The organism is Bordetella petrii, assembly GCF_020991325.1.
In the GTDB taxonomy this organism is placed as follows: Bacteria; Pseudomonadota; Gammaproteobacteria; order Burkholderiales; family Burkholderiaceae_B; genus Bordetella_A; species Bordetella_A petrii_E.
Window position 1 is genome coordinate 1 of sequence record NZ_JAJMLX010000018.1, and the last position, 15,861, is coordinate 15,861.

Sequence of the window (15,861 nt, forward strand, 5' to 3'; positions counted from 1 at the left end):
GACGGAACACGCCGCCGGAACTCCGCCACCAGAGCGGGTAGCAGGTAAGCGGACGGCGTGAACGCGGCCGGCGGCGAATTGCCGCGGGTGCGGGCCGACAGCGGCGGCCAGGCCCTGACCACCAACCAGGGCGTGCCGGTGGCCGACAACCAGAGCTCATTGAAGGCCGGCCTGCGCGGGCCGGCGCTGTTGAAAGACTTCATCCTGCGCGAGAAGATCACCCATTTCGACCACGAGCGCATTCCCGAACGCATCGTGCACGCCAGGGGTTCCGCGGCGCACGGCTACTTTGAATGTTACGAACCGCTGCCTGACTTGACCTGCGCGTCGCTGTTTGCCGAGGCGGGCAAGCGTACGCCCGTGTTCCTGAGGTTTTCGACGGTAGCGGGCGAGCGCGGTTCCAAAGACACCGCACGCGATATCCGTGGCTTCGCCGTCAAGTTCTACACCGACCAGGGCAACTGGGACCTGGTGGGCAACAATATTCCGGTGTTCTTCATCCAGGACGCCATGAAGTTCCCGGACCTGGTCCATGCCGTGAAGCCGGAACCCCATCATGGCATGCCGCAGGCGGCCTCGGCCCACGACACGTTCTGGGATTTCATTTCGCTGATGCCCGAGTCGATGCATGTGATCATGTGGGCCATGTCGGACCGCGCGATTCCCCGCAGTTATCGCATGATGCAGGGTTTTGGCGTGCACACCTACCGCTTCGTCAATGCCGAGGGCGAATCGAAGCTGGTGAAATTCCATTGGAATCCCAGGCTGGGCACGCATTCCCACGTGTGGGAAGAGGCGGTAAAGATCTCTGGCGCCGATCCGGATTACCACCGGCGCGACTTGTGGGAAGCGATCGAGGCCGGCGAGTATCCCGAGTGGGAACTGGGCGTGCAGGTTTTCGACGAAGCACAGGCAGACCGTTTCAGTTTCGACGTGCTGGATTCCACCAAGATCGTGCCAGAGGAACTGGTGCCCATCACGCCCATTGGCCGCCTGGTGCTGAACCGCAACCCGGACAACTTCTTCGCCGAGACCGAGCAGGTGGCGTTCTGTGTCGCCCACGTGGTGCCGGGCATCGATTTCACCAACGATCCGCTGTTGGCGGGACGCATCCATTCCTACGTGGATACGCAGATATCGCGGCTGGGCGGCCCCAACTTCCACGAATTGCCCATTAACGCGCCCCTGGCCCCGGTACACAATAACCAGCGCGACGGCATGCACCGCCAGGCCATCCATCGCGGCCGCGTGGCCTACGAGCCCAACTCGCTGGCGGGCGGCTGTCCGTTCCAGGCGGGCGCGGCGGGGTATGCGCCCTTTCCCGAGCCCATTGCCGGCGACGAACTGCGCGGCAAGCCGGAGAAGTTCGCCGAACACTACAACCAGGCCACCCTGTTCTATGAAAGCCAGGCCGGGCACGAGCAGCAGCACATCATCGACGCTTTCTCGTTCGAACTGAGCAAGGTGACCGTACCGGGTATCCGCCGGCGCATGGTGGCCATGCTGCGCAACGTGGCAGAACCCCTGGCCGCGGCCGTGGCGGCCAACCTGGGCATGCCCGACCTGCCCGAGCCGCTGCCGCGCGCCAATCCCCGCCCGGTCAAGCCGGAAGTGACGCGCTCGGAATTCCTGTCGCTGCATTCCCGTCCGGGCGAAGGCGGCATACGCACGCGCAAGATCGCCATCCTGGTGACCGACGGCGTCGACAGCGCGGGGGTGGCCCAAGCCGCGCAGGCGCTGATCGCCAAGGGCGCGGTGGTGCGCCTGGTGGGCCAGCATATCGGCCTGATCAAAGACCATGCCGGCCAGCCCTTGGACGTGGACGCCTCGTTCAAGAACAGCCCTTCCGCCCTGTTCGATGCCGCACTTGTGCCGGATGGCGGTGCGGTGGATGCCTTGTGCGCCGATGGCCTGGCCCTGGAATTCATCCGCGACCAGTTCCGGCACGGCAAGGCGCTGTGCGCCCTGGGCGCCGGCATCCGGCTACTGGAACAGGCCGGCGTGTCTCCGGATAGCGCCGATGGCGGGGTGATTGTTGCCAAGAATGCCGGGAAAACTGGCATGATGCGGTTCATCGAGGCGGTGGCACGGCACCGCCATCCTGAACGCGAGTCCGATCCGCCCAAGGTATAGCAAGCAGCCCGAATAGAGAATGAACCGACGCGCGAAGAAATACCTGCTGATTGCGGCGGCCGGCTTGCTGGCTCTGCTGGCCGTGGGGGCGCTGGCGGCCCACTTGGCCGCGCAGCAGGTGCAGGCGCGCATCGTGGAACTGCTGGGGCCGTCCGGGCAGGCCGCCCGCATCGAGGTCGGCCTGTCGCAAGTCGTGCTGCATGACGTGGCCATTGGCGGCCCGCAAGGCTGGCCGGCGGAACAGACGCTGCGCGCCCGGCGCATCGTGTGCACGCCGGATTGGCGCAGCCTGGTGTCGCGGCGCCTGCTGATCCACAGCCTTACCGTGGAAGACTATTACTTGTCGGTACGCCGCTCCAGCCAGGGCGTGGAGTTGCTGCCCATGCTGTCCGGCCGGGCCAGGGAAAAACGCGCGCAAAGCAGTGCCGAAGGCCAGCCGCCGCAGAAGTGGGAAACCGAAGTGGGCCGCATCGTGCTGCGGGACGGGCAGCTCGATTACTACGACGCCGTGGCCGCCAAGCCGGCCCACCATATCGCGATCGACCAGTTGCAGGCAAAGATAGGGCCGCTATATTTTCCCAAGCGCAACGAGCACACCAGCCTGGATGTATCGGGGCGCATGCTGGGCAAGGCGCGCAACGGCACGTTTACCCTGCAGGGCTGGCTGGCGGCGGCCAGCCGCGATGCCGACATGCGCACTCGCTTGGCCGGGGTCGATGCACCCGTGCTGGCGCCGTACCTGTACAAGGGGTCGCCCGCCATGCTGGCGGGCGGGGCGGTGAACCTGGATATGCATACGCGCATTGCGCAGCATCGCCTGAATGCACAGGGCCATCTTGAACTCAGCCACCTGAAGTTCGGCGGCGGCGACAGCCTGGCATCGTTGCCGCGCAAGGCGGTGGTTGCCGCCCTGGAAGACCGCGACGGGCGGGTTGCGTTCGATTTCACCCTGACGGGCAATCTGGAAGACCCGAAGTTTTCGCTGGAAGACAGCCTTTCCATGCGGGTGGTAGGGGGGCTGGGCAAGGCCGTAGGCGTCAGTGCCAAGGGCATTGCCGAAAGCGTGGGCGGCGCCGTGCAAGGGCTGGGCGAGGCCTTGTCGAACCTGGTGGAACAACACTAGCCCGGCCCGTTGCCCGCCCGGATGCGACGCCTGTGCCTAGAACCGGTACCCGACGCCCACGGTGGCTACCCAGGGGTCGATGCGTGCCGTGCCGATGCGTTGGCCGTCGAGCTTTACCTTGGACGAGATGTCGATATAGCGTAGGTCGGCGTTCAGGAACCAACGTTCGTTCAGCCTGACGTCTACCCCCACCTGCCCGGCCAGGCCCCAGGAATCACTCAGTTTCAGTTCGGAGCCGCTGAGCGCGCCGCGGGTTTGCGTGTCGAAGAAGTGCGTGTAGTTGATGCCCACGCCCACATAAGGCTGCACCGTGCTGTCGGGCAGGAAATGCCATTGCAGGCTGAGGGTGGGCGGCAGGTGCTTGGTGGTGCCTATTTGCCCCAGCCCGGCGCTGCCGTTGATGTCGTGCTGGAAGGGCCAGGCGGCCAGCAGTTCGATGCCGATATGGCGGGTGGCCATATAGGTGACGGTGAAGCTGGGCCGCACGTTGTTGTCGACATCGAGGTCGACCGCGCCGCCAAGCACGCTGCCGTTGTCGGACTTCGGGTTGACTTGCGTGACCCCCAGCTTGAACAGCCAGTCGCCGGCTTCGTGGGCAAGGGCGGGGGTGGTTGCCAGGCCGGCCATGCACAGCGCGGCGGCCAGGGTGGTGCGTAATGACATGAGGCTCTCCTAAGCCGACAAATGTCGGCAAGCGAGAGGTTCTCAGGCGAGCCGGGCGCCCGTTTTGATCCATGTCAGTAGTAGGGTTATTAAAAGGGGCCGGAAACAAAATGCCAGGTTCCCGGAGGAACCTGGCATATGCAGCACGCTATGCGGATGGCGTCAGCGCGGCAGTTCAGTGCTGCCCATCAGGTATTCGTCGACGGCGCGGGCGCACTGCCGGCCTTCGCGGATGGCCCACACCACCAGCGATTGGCCGCGGCGCATGTCGCCGGCCGTGAAGACCTTGTCGACGCTGGTGCGGTAGTCGTCGGTATTGGCGCGCACGTTGCCGCGCGCGTCGCGATCCACGCCGAAGGCGTCCAGCACGTTCTGCACCGGCGACACAAAGCCCATGGCCAGCAGCACCAGGTCGGCCTTGATCTCGAATTCCGACCCCTCGACTTCGCGCATTTTCATCTGGCCGGTGGCTTCGTCCTTGAACCATTCGACGCGCGCGCCGATCAGTTTCTCGATTTTGCCGTCGCTGCCCTGGAATGCCTTGGTGGTGACGGCGAAGTCGCGTTCGCAGCCTTCTTCGTGCGACGACGAGGTGCGCAGCTTCAGGGGCCAGTACGGCCACACCAGCGGCTTGTTCTCGGATTCGGGCGGCTGGGGCATCAGTTCGAACTGGGTGACCGAGGCCGCGCCGTGGCGGTTGCTGGTGCCCACGCAGTCCGAGCCGGTGTCGCCGCCGCCGATGACCACCACGTGCTTGCCCTTGGCGAGGGTTTGGTTGCCGAGGCGATCGCCGGCCACGGCCTTGTTCTGCTGGCGCAGGAAGTCCATGGCGAAGTACACGCCCTCGAGATCGCGGCCGGGCGCGGGCAGGTCGCGCGGGGTTTCCGAACCGCCGCTCATGACCACGGCGTCGAACTCGCTGGTCAGCGATTCCGGGGTGCGCACGGTCAGGCCGTCGGCGATGGGGTCGGACGGGCTGCCCACATAAGTGGACGGCGAGAACTCCACGCCTTCGGCTTCCATCTGGGCCATGCGGCGATCGATCTGCGATTTCTCCAGTTTGAAATCGGGGATGCCGTAGCGCAGCAGCCCGCCGATGCGGTCGCTTTTGTCGAACACCGTGACCGAATGGCCGGCGCGCGCCAGTTGCTGGGCGCAGGCCAGGCCGGCGGGGCCGGAGCCCACCACGGCGACCTTCTTGCCGGTTTTGCGGGCGGGCAGTTGCGGCACCACCCAGCCTTCCGTCCAGCCCTTGTCGATGATGGCGTGCTCGATGGACTTGATGCCCACGGCGTCACTGTTGATGTTGAGCGTACAGGCGGCTTCACACGGGGCTGGGCAGATGCGGCCGGTGAATTCCGGGAAGTTGTTGGTGGAATGCAGCACATCCAGCGCGCGGCGCCATTCCTGGCGGTACACCAGGTCGTTCCAGTCGGGGATGATGTTGTTGACCGGGCAGCCGTTGTTGCAGAACGGGATGCCGCAGTCCATGCAGCGGGCAGCCTGCTGCTTGGACTGTTCGTCGGTCAGGTGCAGCACGAATTCGCGCCAGTTTTTCAGGCGCTTCTGCGGCGCTTCAGTGGCTTCCTTGAGCCGCTGAAATTCCATAAAGCCGGTGATTTTTCCCATGGTAGATCCTTAGGCAGCCAGTTGTTCCGGGTTGGCTGCGCGCCACATTTCGCCCAATGCGCGACGGTATTCCGTCGGCATGACTTTGATGAATTTGCCACGCGAGGCTTCCCAGTCGCCCAGGATTTCGCGGGCGCGGAAGCTGCCGGTGTAGCGGAAGTGATCTTCGATCAGCCGGCGCAGGATGGCTTCGTCGGTTTCGCGTTCGGTACCGCGCTGCGCGCTGTGCCAGCCTTCGCGGGCATTGTGCGCGTGCTGCTCGGCGTGCGGCGCGATGGGTTCGAGTTCGACCATGGCCAGGTTGCAGCGGTGCTTGAAGCTGCGGTCGGGGTCCCATACGTAGGCCACGCCGCCCGACATGCCGGCCGCGAAGTTGCGGCCGGTGGCGCCCAGCACCACCACGGTACCGCCCGTCATGTATTCGCAGCCGTGGTCGCCGGTGCCTTCCACGACGGCCGCGGCGCCCGAGTTGCGTACCGCGAAGCGTTCGCCGCCCACGCCGTTGAAGAAGGCCTCGCCCGACAGCGCGCCGTACAGCACGGTGTTGCCGACGATGATGTGGTCGGGGCCGAAGCCGCGGAAATCGTTGGGAGAGCGCACGATGATGCGGCCGCCCGACAGGCCCTTGCCGACGTAGTCGTTGCCCTCGCCCACCAGGTCCAGCGTGATGCCGTGGGCCAGGAATGCGCCGAAGCTTTGTCCGGCCGTGCCGTTGCACTGGATATGGATGGTGTCGTCGGGCAGGCCGTCGTGGCCGTAGCGCGCGGCCAGCGCGCCGGACAGCATGGCGCCCACGGTACGGTTGCGGTTGCGCACCGGCGTGATGAACGACACTTTTTCGCCGCGCTCCAGCGCGGGCTTGCTGCGTTCGATCAGCAGGTGATCCAGCGCGCCGGCCAGGCCGTGGTCTTGTTCTTCGGTCTGGCGCTGTTCGGTATCGACCTGCGGCTGGAAGAACACGCGGCTGAAGTCCAGGCCATGGGCCTTCCAGTGGTCGATGCCGGAGCGCATGTCGAGCAGGTCGGCGCGGCCGATCAGGTCGTCGAATTTGCGGATGCCCAGTTGCGCCATGATTTCGCGCACTTCTTCGGCGATGAAGAAGAAGAAGTTCACGACATGTTCGGGCTTGCCCTGGAACTTGCGGCGCAGCACCGGATCTTGCGTGGCCACGCCCACCGGGCAGGTGTTCAGGTGGCATTTGCGCATCATGATGCAGCCTTCCACCACCAGCGGCGCGGTGGCGAAGCCGAATTCGTCGGCACCCAGCAGCGCGCCGATGACCACGTCGCGCCCGGTTTTCATCTGGCCGTCGGCCTGCACGCGGATGCGGCTGCGCAGGCGGTTCAGCACCAGCGTCTGCTGGGTTTCGGCCAGGCCCAGTTCCCAGGGCGTGCCCACGTGCTTGATGGACGACACGGGCGACGCGCCGGTGCCGCCGTCGTGGCCGGCGATGACGACGTGGTCGGCCTTGGCCTTGGCCACGCCCGCGGCCACGGTGCCCACGCCCACTTCCGACACCAGCTTCACCGACACCGACGACTTGCTGTTGACGTTTTTCAGGTCGTGGATGAGCTGGGCCAGGTCTTCAATGGAATAGATGTCGTGGTGCGGCGGGGGCGAGATCAGGCCCACGCCCGGCACCGAATAGCGCAGCTTGGCGATGTATTCCGACACCTTGTGGCCGGGCAGTTGGCCGCCTTCGCCGGGCTTGGCGCCCTGGGCCATCTTGATCTGGATCTGGTCGGCGCTGGCCAGGTATTCGGCGGTGACGCCGAAGCGGCCCGAAGCCACTTGCTTGATGCGCGAACGCAGTGAATCGCCGGCCTTCAGCGCTACGTCGGCCTCGATGCGTTCGCCGCCCAGCACCGATGCCAGCGTGTCGCCGTCTTTGATGCCGGCCGTGCCGTTGCGCATTTCGGCGCGATAGCGCAGTTCGTCTTCACCGCCTTCGCCCGTGTTCGACTTGCCGCCGATGCGGTTCATGGCCACCGCCAGCACCGTGTGAGCCTCGGTGGAAATGGAGCCCAGCGACATGGCGCCGGTGGCGAAGCGCTTGACGATATCTTTGGCGGGCTCGACTTCGTCGAGCGAAATCGCGCGGGTCGGGTCGAAGCGGAATTCGAACAGGCCGCGCAGCGTCATGTGGCGGCGGCTTTGGTCGTTGATAATCTGCGCGTACTCTTTGTACGTGCGGTAGTTGTTGGCGCGCGACGCGTGCTGCAGCTTGGCGATGGAGTCGGGCGTCCACATGTGTTCTTCGCCACGCACGCGGAAAGCGTATTCGCCGCCCGCGTCCAGGTCGTTGGCCAGCACCGGATCGGTGCTGAACGCGGCGCGGTGCAGGCGCAGCGCTTCTTCGGCCACCTGGAAGATGCCGATGCCTTCGATATTGGACGCCGTGCCGGTGAAGTACTTGTCGATCAGGGCGCGCTGCAGGCCCACGGCCTCGAAGATCTGCGCGCCGGTGTACGACATGTAGGTCGAGATGCCCATCTTGGACATGACCTTGTTCAGGCCCTTGCCGATGGCCTTGATGAAATTCTTGACGGCTTTTTCGGGGTCGGCCATGCGGCCCAGCGATTCCAGCGCCAGGTACGGGTGGATGGCTTCGGCGCCATAGCCGCCCAGCAGCGCGAAGTGGTGCACTTCGCGGGCAGTGCCGGTTTCCACCACCAGGCCGGTATTGGTGCGCAGGCCGGCGCGGATCAGGTGCTGGTGCACGGCCGAGGTGGCCAGCAGCGCGGGAATGGCCACGCGTTCGCTGTCGACCAGGCGGTCGGACACGATCAGGATGTTGTAGCCGCTTTGCACCGCATCCACGGCGCGGGCGCACAGGGCCGCCACGCGCGCCTCGATGCCTTCCGAGCCCCAGGCGGCCGGATAGGTGATGTCGAGTTCGTAGCTGCGGAACTTCTTGCCCGTGACCTGTTCGATATCGCGGATTTGCGCCATGGCGGCGAAATCCAGCACCGGCTGCGACACTTCCAGGCGCAGCGGCGGGTTCACGTTGTTGATGTCCAGCAGGTTGGGCTTGGGTCCGATGAACGACACCAGCGACATCACCATCTGTTCGCGGATGGGGTCGATGGGCGGGTTGGTAACCTGGGCGAACAACTGGCGGAAATAGTTGTAGAACGGCTTGGCGCGGTTCGACAGCACGGCCAGCGGCGCGTCGTTGCCCATCGAGCCGATGACTTCTTCGCCCGTGGTGGCCATGGGTTCCAGGATGAACTTGTAGTCTTCCTGGGTCCAGCCGAACGCCTGCTGGCGGTCGAGCAGCGATACCGTCGACTGCGTGGCCGGCGCGGCCTGCTTGGGCGCGGGCAGCGATTCCAGCTTGATCTGCAGGCGCTCGATCCATTGGCGGTACGGGCGGCTGTTGGACAACTGCAGCTTGATTTCGGCGTCGTCGATGATGCGGCCCTGTTCCAGGTCGATGAGGAACATCTTGCCGGGCTGCAGGCGCCATTTCTTGACGATGCGGTTTTCGGGAATGGATAGCGTGCCGGCCTCGGACGCCATGATGACCATGTCGTCGTCGGTGATCAGGTAGCGCGCGGGGCGCAGGCCGTTGCGGTCGAGGGTGGCGCCGATCTGGCGGCCGTCGGTGAAGGCCACGGCGGCGGGGCCGTCCCAGGGTTCCATCATGGCCGCGTGGTATTCATAGAATGCGCGGCGGCTTTCGTCCATTTGCGTATGCTGTTCCCAGGCTTCCGGGATCATCATCATCATGGCGTGGGCCAGCGAATAGCCCGAGTTCACCAGCAGTTCGAGACAGTTGTCGAACGTGGCGGTATCGGACTGGCCTTCGTAGACGATGGGATACAGTTTTTTCAGGTCGTCGCCCAGCACGGCCGACTGCATCATGCCTTCGCGCGCGCGCAGCCAATTGAAGTTGCCCTTGACGGTGTTGATTTCACCGTTGTGGGCGATCATGCGGTAGGGGTGGGCCAGCGGCCAGGCGGGGAACGTGTTGGTCGAGAAACGCTGGTGCACCAGCGCCAGGGCCGATACGGTGCGCGGGTCGGCCAGGTCGCGGTAGTAGCGGCCCACCTGGTCGGCCAGCAGCAGGCCCTTGTACACCACGGTGCGCACCGAGGCCGAGGGCACGAAATATTCTTTGCCGTGCGCCAGTTTCATGGCCTGGATGGCGTGGCTGGCGGTCTTGCGGATGACGTACAGCTTGCGTTCCAGCGCGTCGGGCACCATGACGTCGGCGCCGCGACCGATGAACAACTGGCGGATGACCGGTTCCACCGAGCGCACCGTGGGCGACATGGGCATGTCGACATCCACCGGCACGTCGCGCCAGCCCAGCACGGTCTGGCCCTCGGCGCGCACCGCGCGTTCGAGTTCCTGTTCGCAGGCCAGGCGCGAAGCGGTTTCCTTGGGCAGGAACATCATGGCCACGCCGTACTCGCCGGGAGGCGGCAGCACCACGCCTTGCTGGGCCATTTCGTCGCGGTACAGCGCGTCGGGGATCTGGATCAGGATGCCCGCGCCGTCGCCCATGAGCTTGTCGGCGCCCACCGCGCCGCGGTGGTCCAGGTTTTCCAGGATCTTCAGGCCTTGCTGGATGATGGCATGGCTTTTGCGCCCCTTGATATGGGCGACGAAACCCACGCCACAGGCGTCATGTTCGTGCTGAGGGTTGTACAGGCCCTGCGCCGCCGGAATGCCGATGCGCGTGGCATCGATGGGCGTCGCGGCCGGGCGACAGGAATCTTGTTGGGTAGTGGACATAGCGCGCTCCGCAGTGGCCTGCGTCGGAATGTTGCAGTGCAAGGGCACGACGATACTGCGGCACAGCATGAGGCGCAAGTTAAATAAATAGGGTGTGTCCCTTTATTATTAGGCACCGAAACTGTGCACAAATAAAAAGGGACATATAAAAAATTCCTTATTATCAATGGCATATAAAAAGAGACAAAAAATACCTAGTGGAATTCACTAGGCCAGAACGGTAAATCCAGTTTATGTGTCCCTAAATTATCGCTGTGCGGCTGCGGCAGGCGCGCCTGTAACGGGCAGTCATATTCAGGCGAGCGGCACGGGTAGCGTGTCGCCGCCGATGACAAAGTGGGAAATTTCAGGCGCCGGGTGCGCCGTTGCCTTCTGCGGCGGCCTGGGGTTCGGCCGGCTTCTTGCGGGGCCGGCCCCGCTGCCCGGGGGCAACCCGGCGGCTGGCGGTATGGGCCAGGCTGGCAATGAAGGCCGTGCCGCCCAATGCCCACTGGCCGGACACGGCCTGGTCGATACGCTGGGATTGTTCGCGCGACAGCCCTTCCTGCAGACGGCGCCGGTAGTTGGCCTGGCGGTCGAACGGAGTATTGCCGCAGGCCCAGTAGTCGGCGTGATCGGATTGCCAGGGCGAAGGCGGGGTGGCGGCCGCCGTGTTGCCGGTATGGCTGCCGGCCGAAGACCAGGGCCAGGAATCGGGGTCGTGCGTGCTGCCGCTGCGCACCGGGTAGGTTTCCAGCCAGACCAGGGCGGGCAGCACCCATACGCCGGGTTCCAGCAGGGCGGAACGGTAGCGGCCGGCGAACACACGGCCGCCGCGCAGGCGGGCGGCCAGGTTGCGGCCCAGTGTCTGCATCAGGCGCGGCAGGCCTTCTTCGTCGGCGGGCGTGGCCAGCAACAGGATGCGGTCGTTGGCCAGCACCCAGCCGTGTACTGCCACACGGTGGCGTTGGGCGGAATCGCCCAGCCAGGCGGCCAATTGGTTCAGCACGTCCTGGGGCGCCGGCTGGGACGGGGCCGCCAGAGGCTGGACGAAGTTGGCCTGCACCAGCTGGGGCAGCCCGGGGGCGTACAAACGGGGCAGACGGGCCATAGGATCGAGGGCGCAGGGCCCAAAGAACGTTAGGGTCGATCAACTATATATAAATAGTGCCATAGCCGTCGAGGGTCAAGCTTTCTCGACAACAAATTGCACAATACGAGCAAGGGCCTGCATGACCACCCAGGTTAACATCGGGCGTTGAAACGCAGTAGCTGCGAAAACCATCCCCCGTAGGAGCCTTGCATGAAAACCAAAGCCGCGATCGCCTGGAAAGCCGGTGAGCCCCTTACCGTCGAAGAGGTAGACCTGGACGGCCCCCGCGCGGGCGAGGTACTGATCGAAGTCAAGGCCACGGGTATTTGCCATACCGATTACTACACCCTGTCGGGCGCCGACCCCGAAGGCATTTTCCCGGCCATCCTGGGCCATGAAGGCGCGGGCGTGGTCGTGGACGTGGGGGCGGGAGTTACGTCCCTGAAAAAGGGCGACCATGTCATTCCCCTGTACACCCCCGAATGCCGCCAGTGCAAGTTCTGCCTGTCGCGCAAAACCAATCTGTGCCAGGCAATCCGCGCCACCCAGGGCAAGGGCCTGATGCCGGATGCGACCTCGCGGTTCTCCATCGGCGGCAAGCCGCTGTTCCATTACATGGGCACGTCCACGTTCGCGAATCACATCGTGGTGCCGGAAATCGCCGTGGCCAAGGTGCGCGAAGACGCCCCCTTCGACAAGATCTGCTATATCGGCTGCGGCGTCACCACCGGCGTAGGCGCGGTGGTGTACACGGCCAAGGTCGAGGCCGGCGCCAATGTGGTGGTGTTCGGATTGGGCGGCATCGGCCTGAACGTGATCCAGGGTGCCAAGATGGTGGGCGCGGACAAGATCATCGGCGTAGACCTGAACCCCGCCCGCGTAGCCATGGCCCGCAAGTTCGGCATGACGCACTTCGTCAACCCCAAGGAAGTCGAGAATGTAGTCGACCATATCGTCCATCTGACGGACGGCGGCGCCGATTATTCCTTTGAATGCATCGGCAACACGCAAGTGATGCGCCAGGCGCTGGAATGCTGCCACAAGGGTTGGGGCCAATCCATCATCATCGGCGTGGCCGAGGCGGGCGCCGAAATCAGCACCCGCCCGTTCCAGCTGGTAACCGGCCGCGAATGGAAGGGTTCGGCCTTCGGCGGCGCGCGCGGCCGCACCGATGTGCCCAAGATCGTCGACTGGTACATGGAAGGCAAGATCAACATTGATGATCTCATCACCCATACCCTGCCGCTGGACCGCATCAACGAAGGCTTCGACCTGATGAAGCGCGGCGAATCGATCCGCTCGGTGGTGTTGTATTGATGGCGCCGCGCAGGCACCCCGTTACGATCCGGCAAGGAAGCACCGCAACATGGCAGACCTGGAACTGATCTCGCAGCACCGCTGCTTCGGCGGCTGGCAGCGTTTTTACCGCCATGCGTCGGCCCAGGTCGGGCTGCCCATGAAGTTTTCGGTGTACATCCCGCCCCAGGCGGAACAGGGCCCGGTACCGGTGCTGTTCTACCTGGCGGGGCTTACCTGCACCGAAGAAACCTTCATGATCAAGGGCGGGGCGCAGCGCCTGGCCGCCCAGATGGGCCTGATGCTGGTGGCGCCCGATACCAGCCCGCGCGGCGCCGGCATCGCCGGCGAAGACCAGGACTGGGATTTCGGCACGGGCGCCGGTTTTTATCTGGATGCCACCGCCGAGCCCTGGCGCAGGCACTACCGCATGGAAAGCTACGTGGCCGACGAGCTGCATGGCATCGTTACCAGCCAGTTGCCCGCCGATGCCGGGCGCATCGGTATTTTCGGGCACTCGATGGGCGGGCATGGTGCCCTGGTGCTGGCCCTGCGGCATCCGGACAAGTTCCGGTCGGTGTCGGCCTTTGCCCCCATCGCGGCGCCCATGCGCTGCCCCTGGGGCCACAAGGCCTTCGGCGGCTACCTGGGGCCCGACCCCGAAGCCTGGAAAGCCTACGATGCCAGCGAGCTCATGGCCCGCACCCAGCGCCCGTTTCCCAAGGGTATCTTGATCGACCAGGGGCTGGCTGACAGTTTCCTGGCCGAGCAACTGTACCCCCAGGTGTTCGAGCAGGCGTGCGCGCAAGCCGGACAGCCGCTGACGCTGCGCCGCCATGTCGGCTACGACCATGGCTATTACTTCATTTCCACTTTCATGCAGGATCACCTGCGGTTTCACGCCGACCAATACATATAGCGGCGCCCATGGCCGCACGCGGCAGGCCCGCGGGCGGCATCGGCGCCTATAAAAGGATTGCCGAGTGATTTACGGTTTCGCGCCTTTTGTCTGGATGGGCCTGGCGGCCCTGATCGTGTTGATTCCCGGCCTGTACATGCTGTTCGGCCGGGGCGGGCCGCGCGACGCCGCGGGGCGGCGCATGTTCCGCCTGCGGCCTGTGCGGCGCCTGTGCGGATGCCTGCTGATCGCCCTGGCCGGGGTATCGGCCATGCTGGCCCTGACGTTGGTGCAATTCCTGAAGCTGACCACCGATGTGCCGGTGGCCAGCGTGCAGATCCACGAGCATGCGCCGGGGCGCTTCCAGCTGACCACCCAGGTGCCAGGCATGGAAGACCGCATCTACGCCCTGGCGGGCGACCAATGGCAGATCGACGCCAAGGTGGTGCGCTGGCGCCTGCCCGCCTTGCTGGCCGGTGCGCCGCCCTTATATGCCTTCGAGCGCCTGTCGGGCCGCTACAGCGATATCGAACGCGAGCGCAGCGAACCGCGCAGCGCGCACGCCCTGAACGACTGGCCCGTGCCGGACCTGGGCACGCTCAAGCGCGTATTCCCCAACTGGCTGCCGTTTGTCGACGTGCAGTTCGGCAGCGCGGCCTACATGCCCATGCTGGACGGCGCGCGCTACCGTGTTTACATGGATCCGCGCGGCGCGGTGGTGATCCGGCCCGATGGGCAGGCCACCGAAGACGCGCTGCGGCAGTCGGGCTGGTAAGGCCTTGGCCCGCTTCAACTGTCGTCGAAGTCGCCGGTGCCCAGCTTGATGGTGCCGTCGCTGGGCACCCATTGGGCCTTCTTGGCGATGGCCTGGATTTCCACCTGGGCGTTCTCGAAGGCGCGCAGCAACTCGCTGCCGGTGTCGTCGGCAGCCCCGAAGTAGCGGCGCAGCGCATCTCCCGATATTTCGAACTGTCGCACGACCCCATCGGTTTCCAGCTCGAAGACAACGTCGTCGCCCTGCGCCTGGGCGTGGGTGGCTTTGGCGAAAGCATTCATGCGAGGCTCCTTTGGTGTGGGCGGGCGCTGGGGGCCGCCCGGAACCCTGGTATCGGCAAATTCCGTGCCTTGGCCGGAGTCAATTTAAGGGACGCATTAAACCTTGCCATTTTGGGAACTATGACGCGCCGCAGCAGTCGAATTAGCACTCATAAATCCAGAGTGCTAACATCGGTCTGATGCAGTTGTCCCATTCCTACCTGGAGACCGCAACCATGAAGCAACCCAGCAGCTCGTTGGCCCTGTCCGGCAACGCCCTGGCGTTGGCCATTGCCAATCCAGGCTCGCTCGGTACCATTGAAGCCTATATTTCGGCCGTCAACCGCCTGCCGGTGCTGACCGCCGAACGCGAAACCGAACTGGGCCGCCGCCTGCGCGATCGCGACGACCTGGACGCCGCCCGTGAACTGGTGCTGTCGCACCTGCGGCTGGTGGTCTCGGTGGCCCGCCAGTACCTGGGCTACGGCCTGCCCCATGCCGACCTCATCCAGGAAGGCAATGTCGGCCTGATGAAGGCCGTGAAGCGCTTCGACCCGGAACGCGGCGTACGCCTGGTGTCGTTCGCCGTGCACTGGATCAAGGCCGAAATCCACGAATTCATCATCCGCAACTGGCGCATGGTGAAGGTGGCCACTACCAAGGCGCAGCGCAAGCTGTTCTTCAACCTGCGCAGCATGCGTCCCGACGGCCAGACGCTCGACCCTGAACAGGTCGACCGTATCGCCGAAGAGCTGAACGTGCGGCGCGAAGACGTCAGCGAAATGGAAGTGCGCCTGTCCGGCCGCGACCTTTCCCTGGAAAAGCAGGACGACGACGACGAGTCTTTCTCGCCCATCGCCTACCTGTCCGACGACGGCCGCCAGGAACCCACGCGCGTGCTCGACCGCCGCGACCACGACGAGCTGCAGGGTGCCGGCCTGGCCCACGCGCTGCAGGCACTCGACCCGCGTTCGCGCCGCATCATCGAGGCCCGCTGGCTGCAGGACGATGGCGGCATCACCCTGCAGGAACTGGCGCAAGAGTTCGGCGTGTCGGCCGAGCGCATCCGCCAGATCGAATCCGCCGCCCTGAAGAAAATGCGCGGCACGCTCGCGCCCGCCTGATGGCCCGGAAACATCCTGATTCAAATTCATGGCGCCGATCTTGAACCGCGCGGAAACTTAATCGCCGCCGGGGCGCCTAAATACATGTAGACCGCATTTGCCGGTACCCGGTATTGCAGTCTTGCATCCGTTTCGGCTTCTCCTC

The 15,861-nt window shown here is 64.9% G+C and carries 11 protein-coding genes; 6 read left to right on the plus strand and 5 right to left on the minus strand.

Annotated features, from left to right (window positions below; translation table 11 throughout):
- Nucleotides 1–57 precede the first annotated feature (57 nt).
- A complete protein-coding gene (locus LPZ50_RS03555; RefSeq protein WP_230657649.1) occupies nucleotides 58–2,133 on the plus strand; it encodes a catalase in 2,076 nt (691 codons plus the stop codon).
- Nucleotides 2,134–2,152: 19 nt separating this feature from the next.
- The gene (locus LPZ50_RS03560) at nucleotides 2,153–3,256 is read left to right on the plus strand and encodes a DUF748 domain-containing protein (protein ID WP_230657651.1); all 1,104 of its coding nucleotides are present in this window, start codon (nucleotides 2,153–2,155) and stop codon (nucleotides 3,254–3,256) included.
- Between the two features lie 36 nt (nucleotides 3,257–3,292).
- Here the strand turns inward: LPZ50_RS03560 and LPZ50_RS03565 are convergent, their stop codons facing one another.
- The 4 genes from LPZ50_RS03565 to LPZ50_RS03580 form a co-directional block, all read right to left on the minus strand.
- Entirely contained in the window at nucleotides 3,293–3,919 is a 627-nt protein-coding gene (locus LPZ50_RS03565) for an OmpW/AlkL family protein (RefSeq protein ID WP_230657653.1), read from the minus strand.
- Nucleotides 3,920–4,081: 162 nt separating this feature from the next.
- Complete coding sequence (locus tag LPZ50_RS03570) at nucleotides 4,082–5,548, minus strand: glutamate synthase subunit beta (protein WP_230657655.1); 1,467 nt, start codon at nucleotides 5,546–5,548, stop codon at nucleotides 4,082–4,084.
- A 9-nt stretch (nucleotides 5,549–5,557) separates the two neighbouring features.
- Entirely contained in the window at nucleotides 5,558–10,291 is a 4,734-nt protein-coding gene (locus LPZ50_RS03575) for a glutamate synthase-related protein (protein ID WP_230657657.1), read from the minus strand.
- 346 nt (nucleotides 10,292–10,637) lie between these two features.
- Nucleotides 10,638–11,381 carry a hypothetical protein gene (locus LPZ50_RS03580; protein WP_230657659.1) on the minus strand — a complete coding sequence of 248 codons (744 nt, stop codon included), beginning with the start codon at nucleotides 11,379–11,381 and terminating at the stop codon, nucleotides 10,638–10,640.
- Between the two features lie 192 nt (nucleotides 11,382–11,573).
- Here LPZ50_RS03580 and LPZ50_RS03585 point away from each other — a divergent pair, with 192 nt between their 5' ends.
- From LPZ50_RS03585 to LPZ50_RS03595, 3 genes are all read left to right on the plus strand, one after another.
- Complete coding sequence (locus LPZ50_RS03585) at nucleotides 11,574–12,680, plus strand: S-(hydroxymethyl)glutathione dehydrogenase/class III alcohol dehydrogenase (RefSeq protein ID WP_230657661.1); 1,107 nt, start codon at nucleotides 11,574–11,576, stop codon at nucleotides 12,678–12,680.
- 49 nt (nucleotides 12,681–12,729) lie between these two features.
- Nucleotides 12,730–13,578: an S-formylglutathione hydrolase gene (fghA, locus tag LPZ50_RS03590; protein WP_230657663.1), complete on the plus strand. Its 849-nt coding sequence runs from the start codon at nucleotides 12,730–12,732 to the stop codon at nucleotides 13,576–13,578.
- Nucleotides 13,579–13,642: 64 nt separating this feature from the next.
- Nucleotides 13,643–14,332, plus strand: a complete 690-nt coding sequence (locus LPZ50_RS03595; protein WP_230657665.1) for a hypothetical protein — start codon at nucleotides 13,643–13,645, stop codon at nucleotides 14,330–14,332.
- Between the two features lie 14 nt (nucleotides 14,333–14,346).
- Here LPZ50_RS03595 and LPZ50_RS03600 read toward each other — a convergent pair whose 3' ends face one another.
- The gene (locus LPZ50_RS03600) at nucleotides 14,347–14,613 is read right to left on the minus strand and encodes a DUF1488 family protein (protein WP_230657667.1); all 267 of its coding nucleotides are present in this window, start codon (nucleotides 14,611–14,613) and stop codon (nucleotides 14,347–14,349) included.
- Between the two features lie 215 nt (nucleotides 14,614–14,828).
- Here LPZ50_RS03600 and rpoH point away from each other — a divergent pair, with 215 nt between their 5' ends.
- Nucleotides 14,829–15,716: an RNA polymerase sigma factor RpoH gene (gene rpoH / locus LPZ50_RS03605; protein ID WP_230657668.1), complete on the plus strand. Its 888-nt coding sequence runs from the start codon at nucleotides 14,829–14,831 to the stop codon at nucleotides 15,714–15,716.
- Nucleotides 15,717–15,861 lie beyond the last annotated feature (145 nt).

Excerpts from the sequence above, each read along its gene's own strand:
- LPZ50_RS03570 (WP_230657655.1), bottom strand. The coding sequence starts at position 5,548 with ATGGGAAAAATCACCGGCTTTATGGAATTTCAGCGGCTCAAGGAAGCC.
- LPZ50_RS03565 (WP_230657653.1), bottom strand. The coding sequence starts at position 3,919 with ATGTCATTACGCACCACCCTGGCCGCCGCGCTGTGCATGGCCGGCCTG.
- rpoH (WP_230657668.1), top strand. The coding sequence starts at position 14,829 with ATGAAGCAACCCAGCAGCTCGTTGGCCCTGTCCGGCAACGCCCTGGCG.
- fghA (WP_230657663.1), top strand. The coding sequence starts at position 12,730 with ATGGCAGACCTGGAACTGATCTCGCAGCACCGCTGCTTCGGCGGCTGG.
- LPZ50_RS03585 (WP_230657661.1), top strand. The coding sequence starts at position 11,574 with ATGAAAACCAAAGCCGCGATCGCCTGGAAAGCCGGTGAGCCCCTTACC.
- LPZ50_RS03600 (WP_230657667.1), bottom strand. The coding sequence starts at position 14,613 with ATGAATGCTTTCGCCAAAGCCACCCACGCCCAGGCGCAGGGCGACGAC.
- LPZ50_RS03575 (WP_230657657.1), bottom strand. The coding sequence starts at position 10,291 with ATGTCCACTACCCAACAAGATTCCTGTCGCCCGGCCGCGACGCCCATC.
- LPZ50_RS03580 (WP_230657659.1), bottom strand. The coding sequence starts at position 11,381 with ATGGCCCGTCTGCCCCGTTTGTACGCCCCCGGGCTGCCCCAGCTGGTG.
- LPZ50_RS03560 (WP_230657651.1), top strand. The coding sequence starts at position 2,153 with ATGAACCGACGCGCGAAGAAATACCTGCTGATTGCGGCGGCCGGCTTG.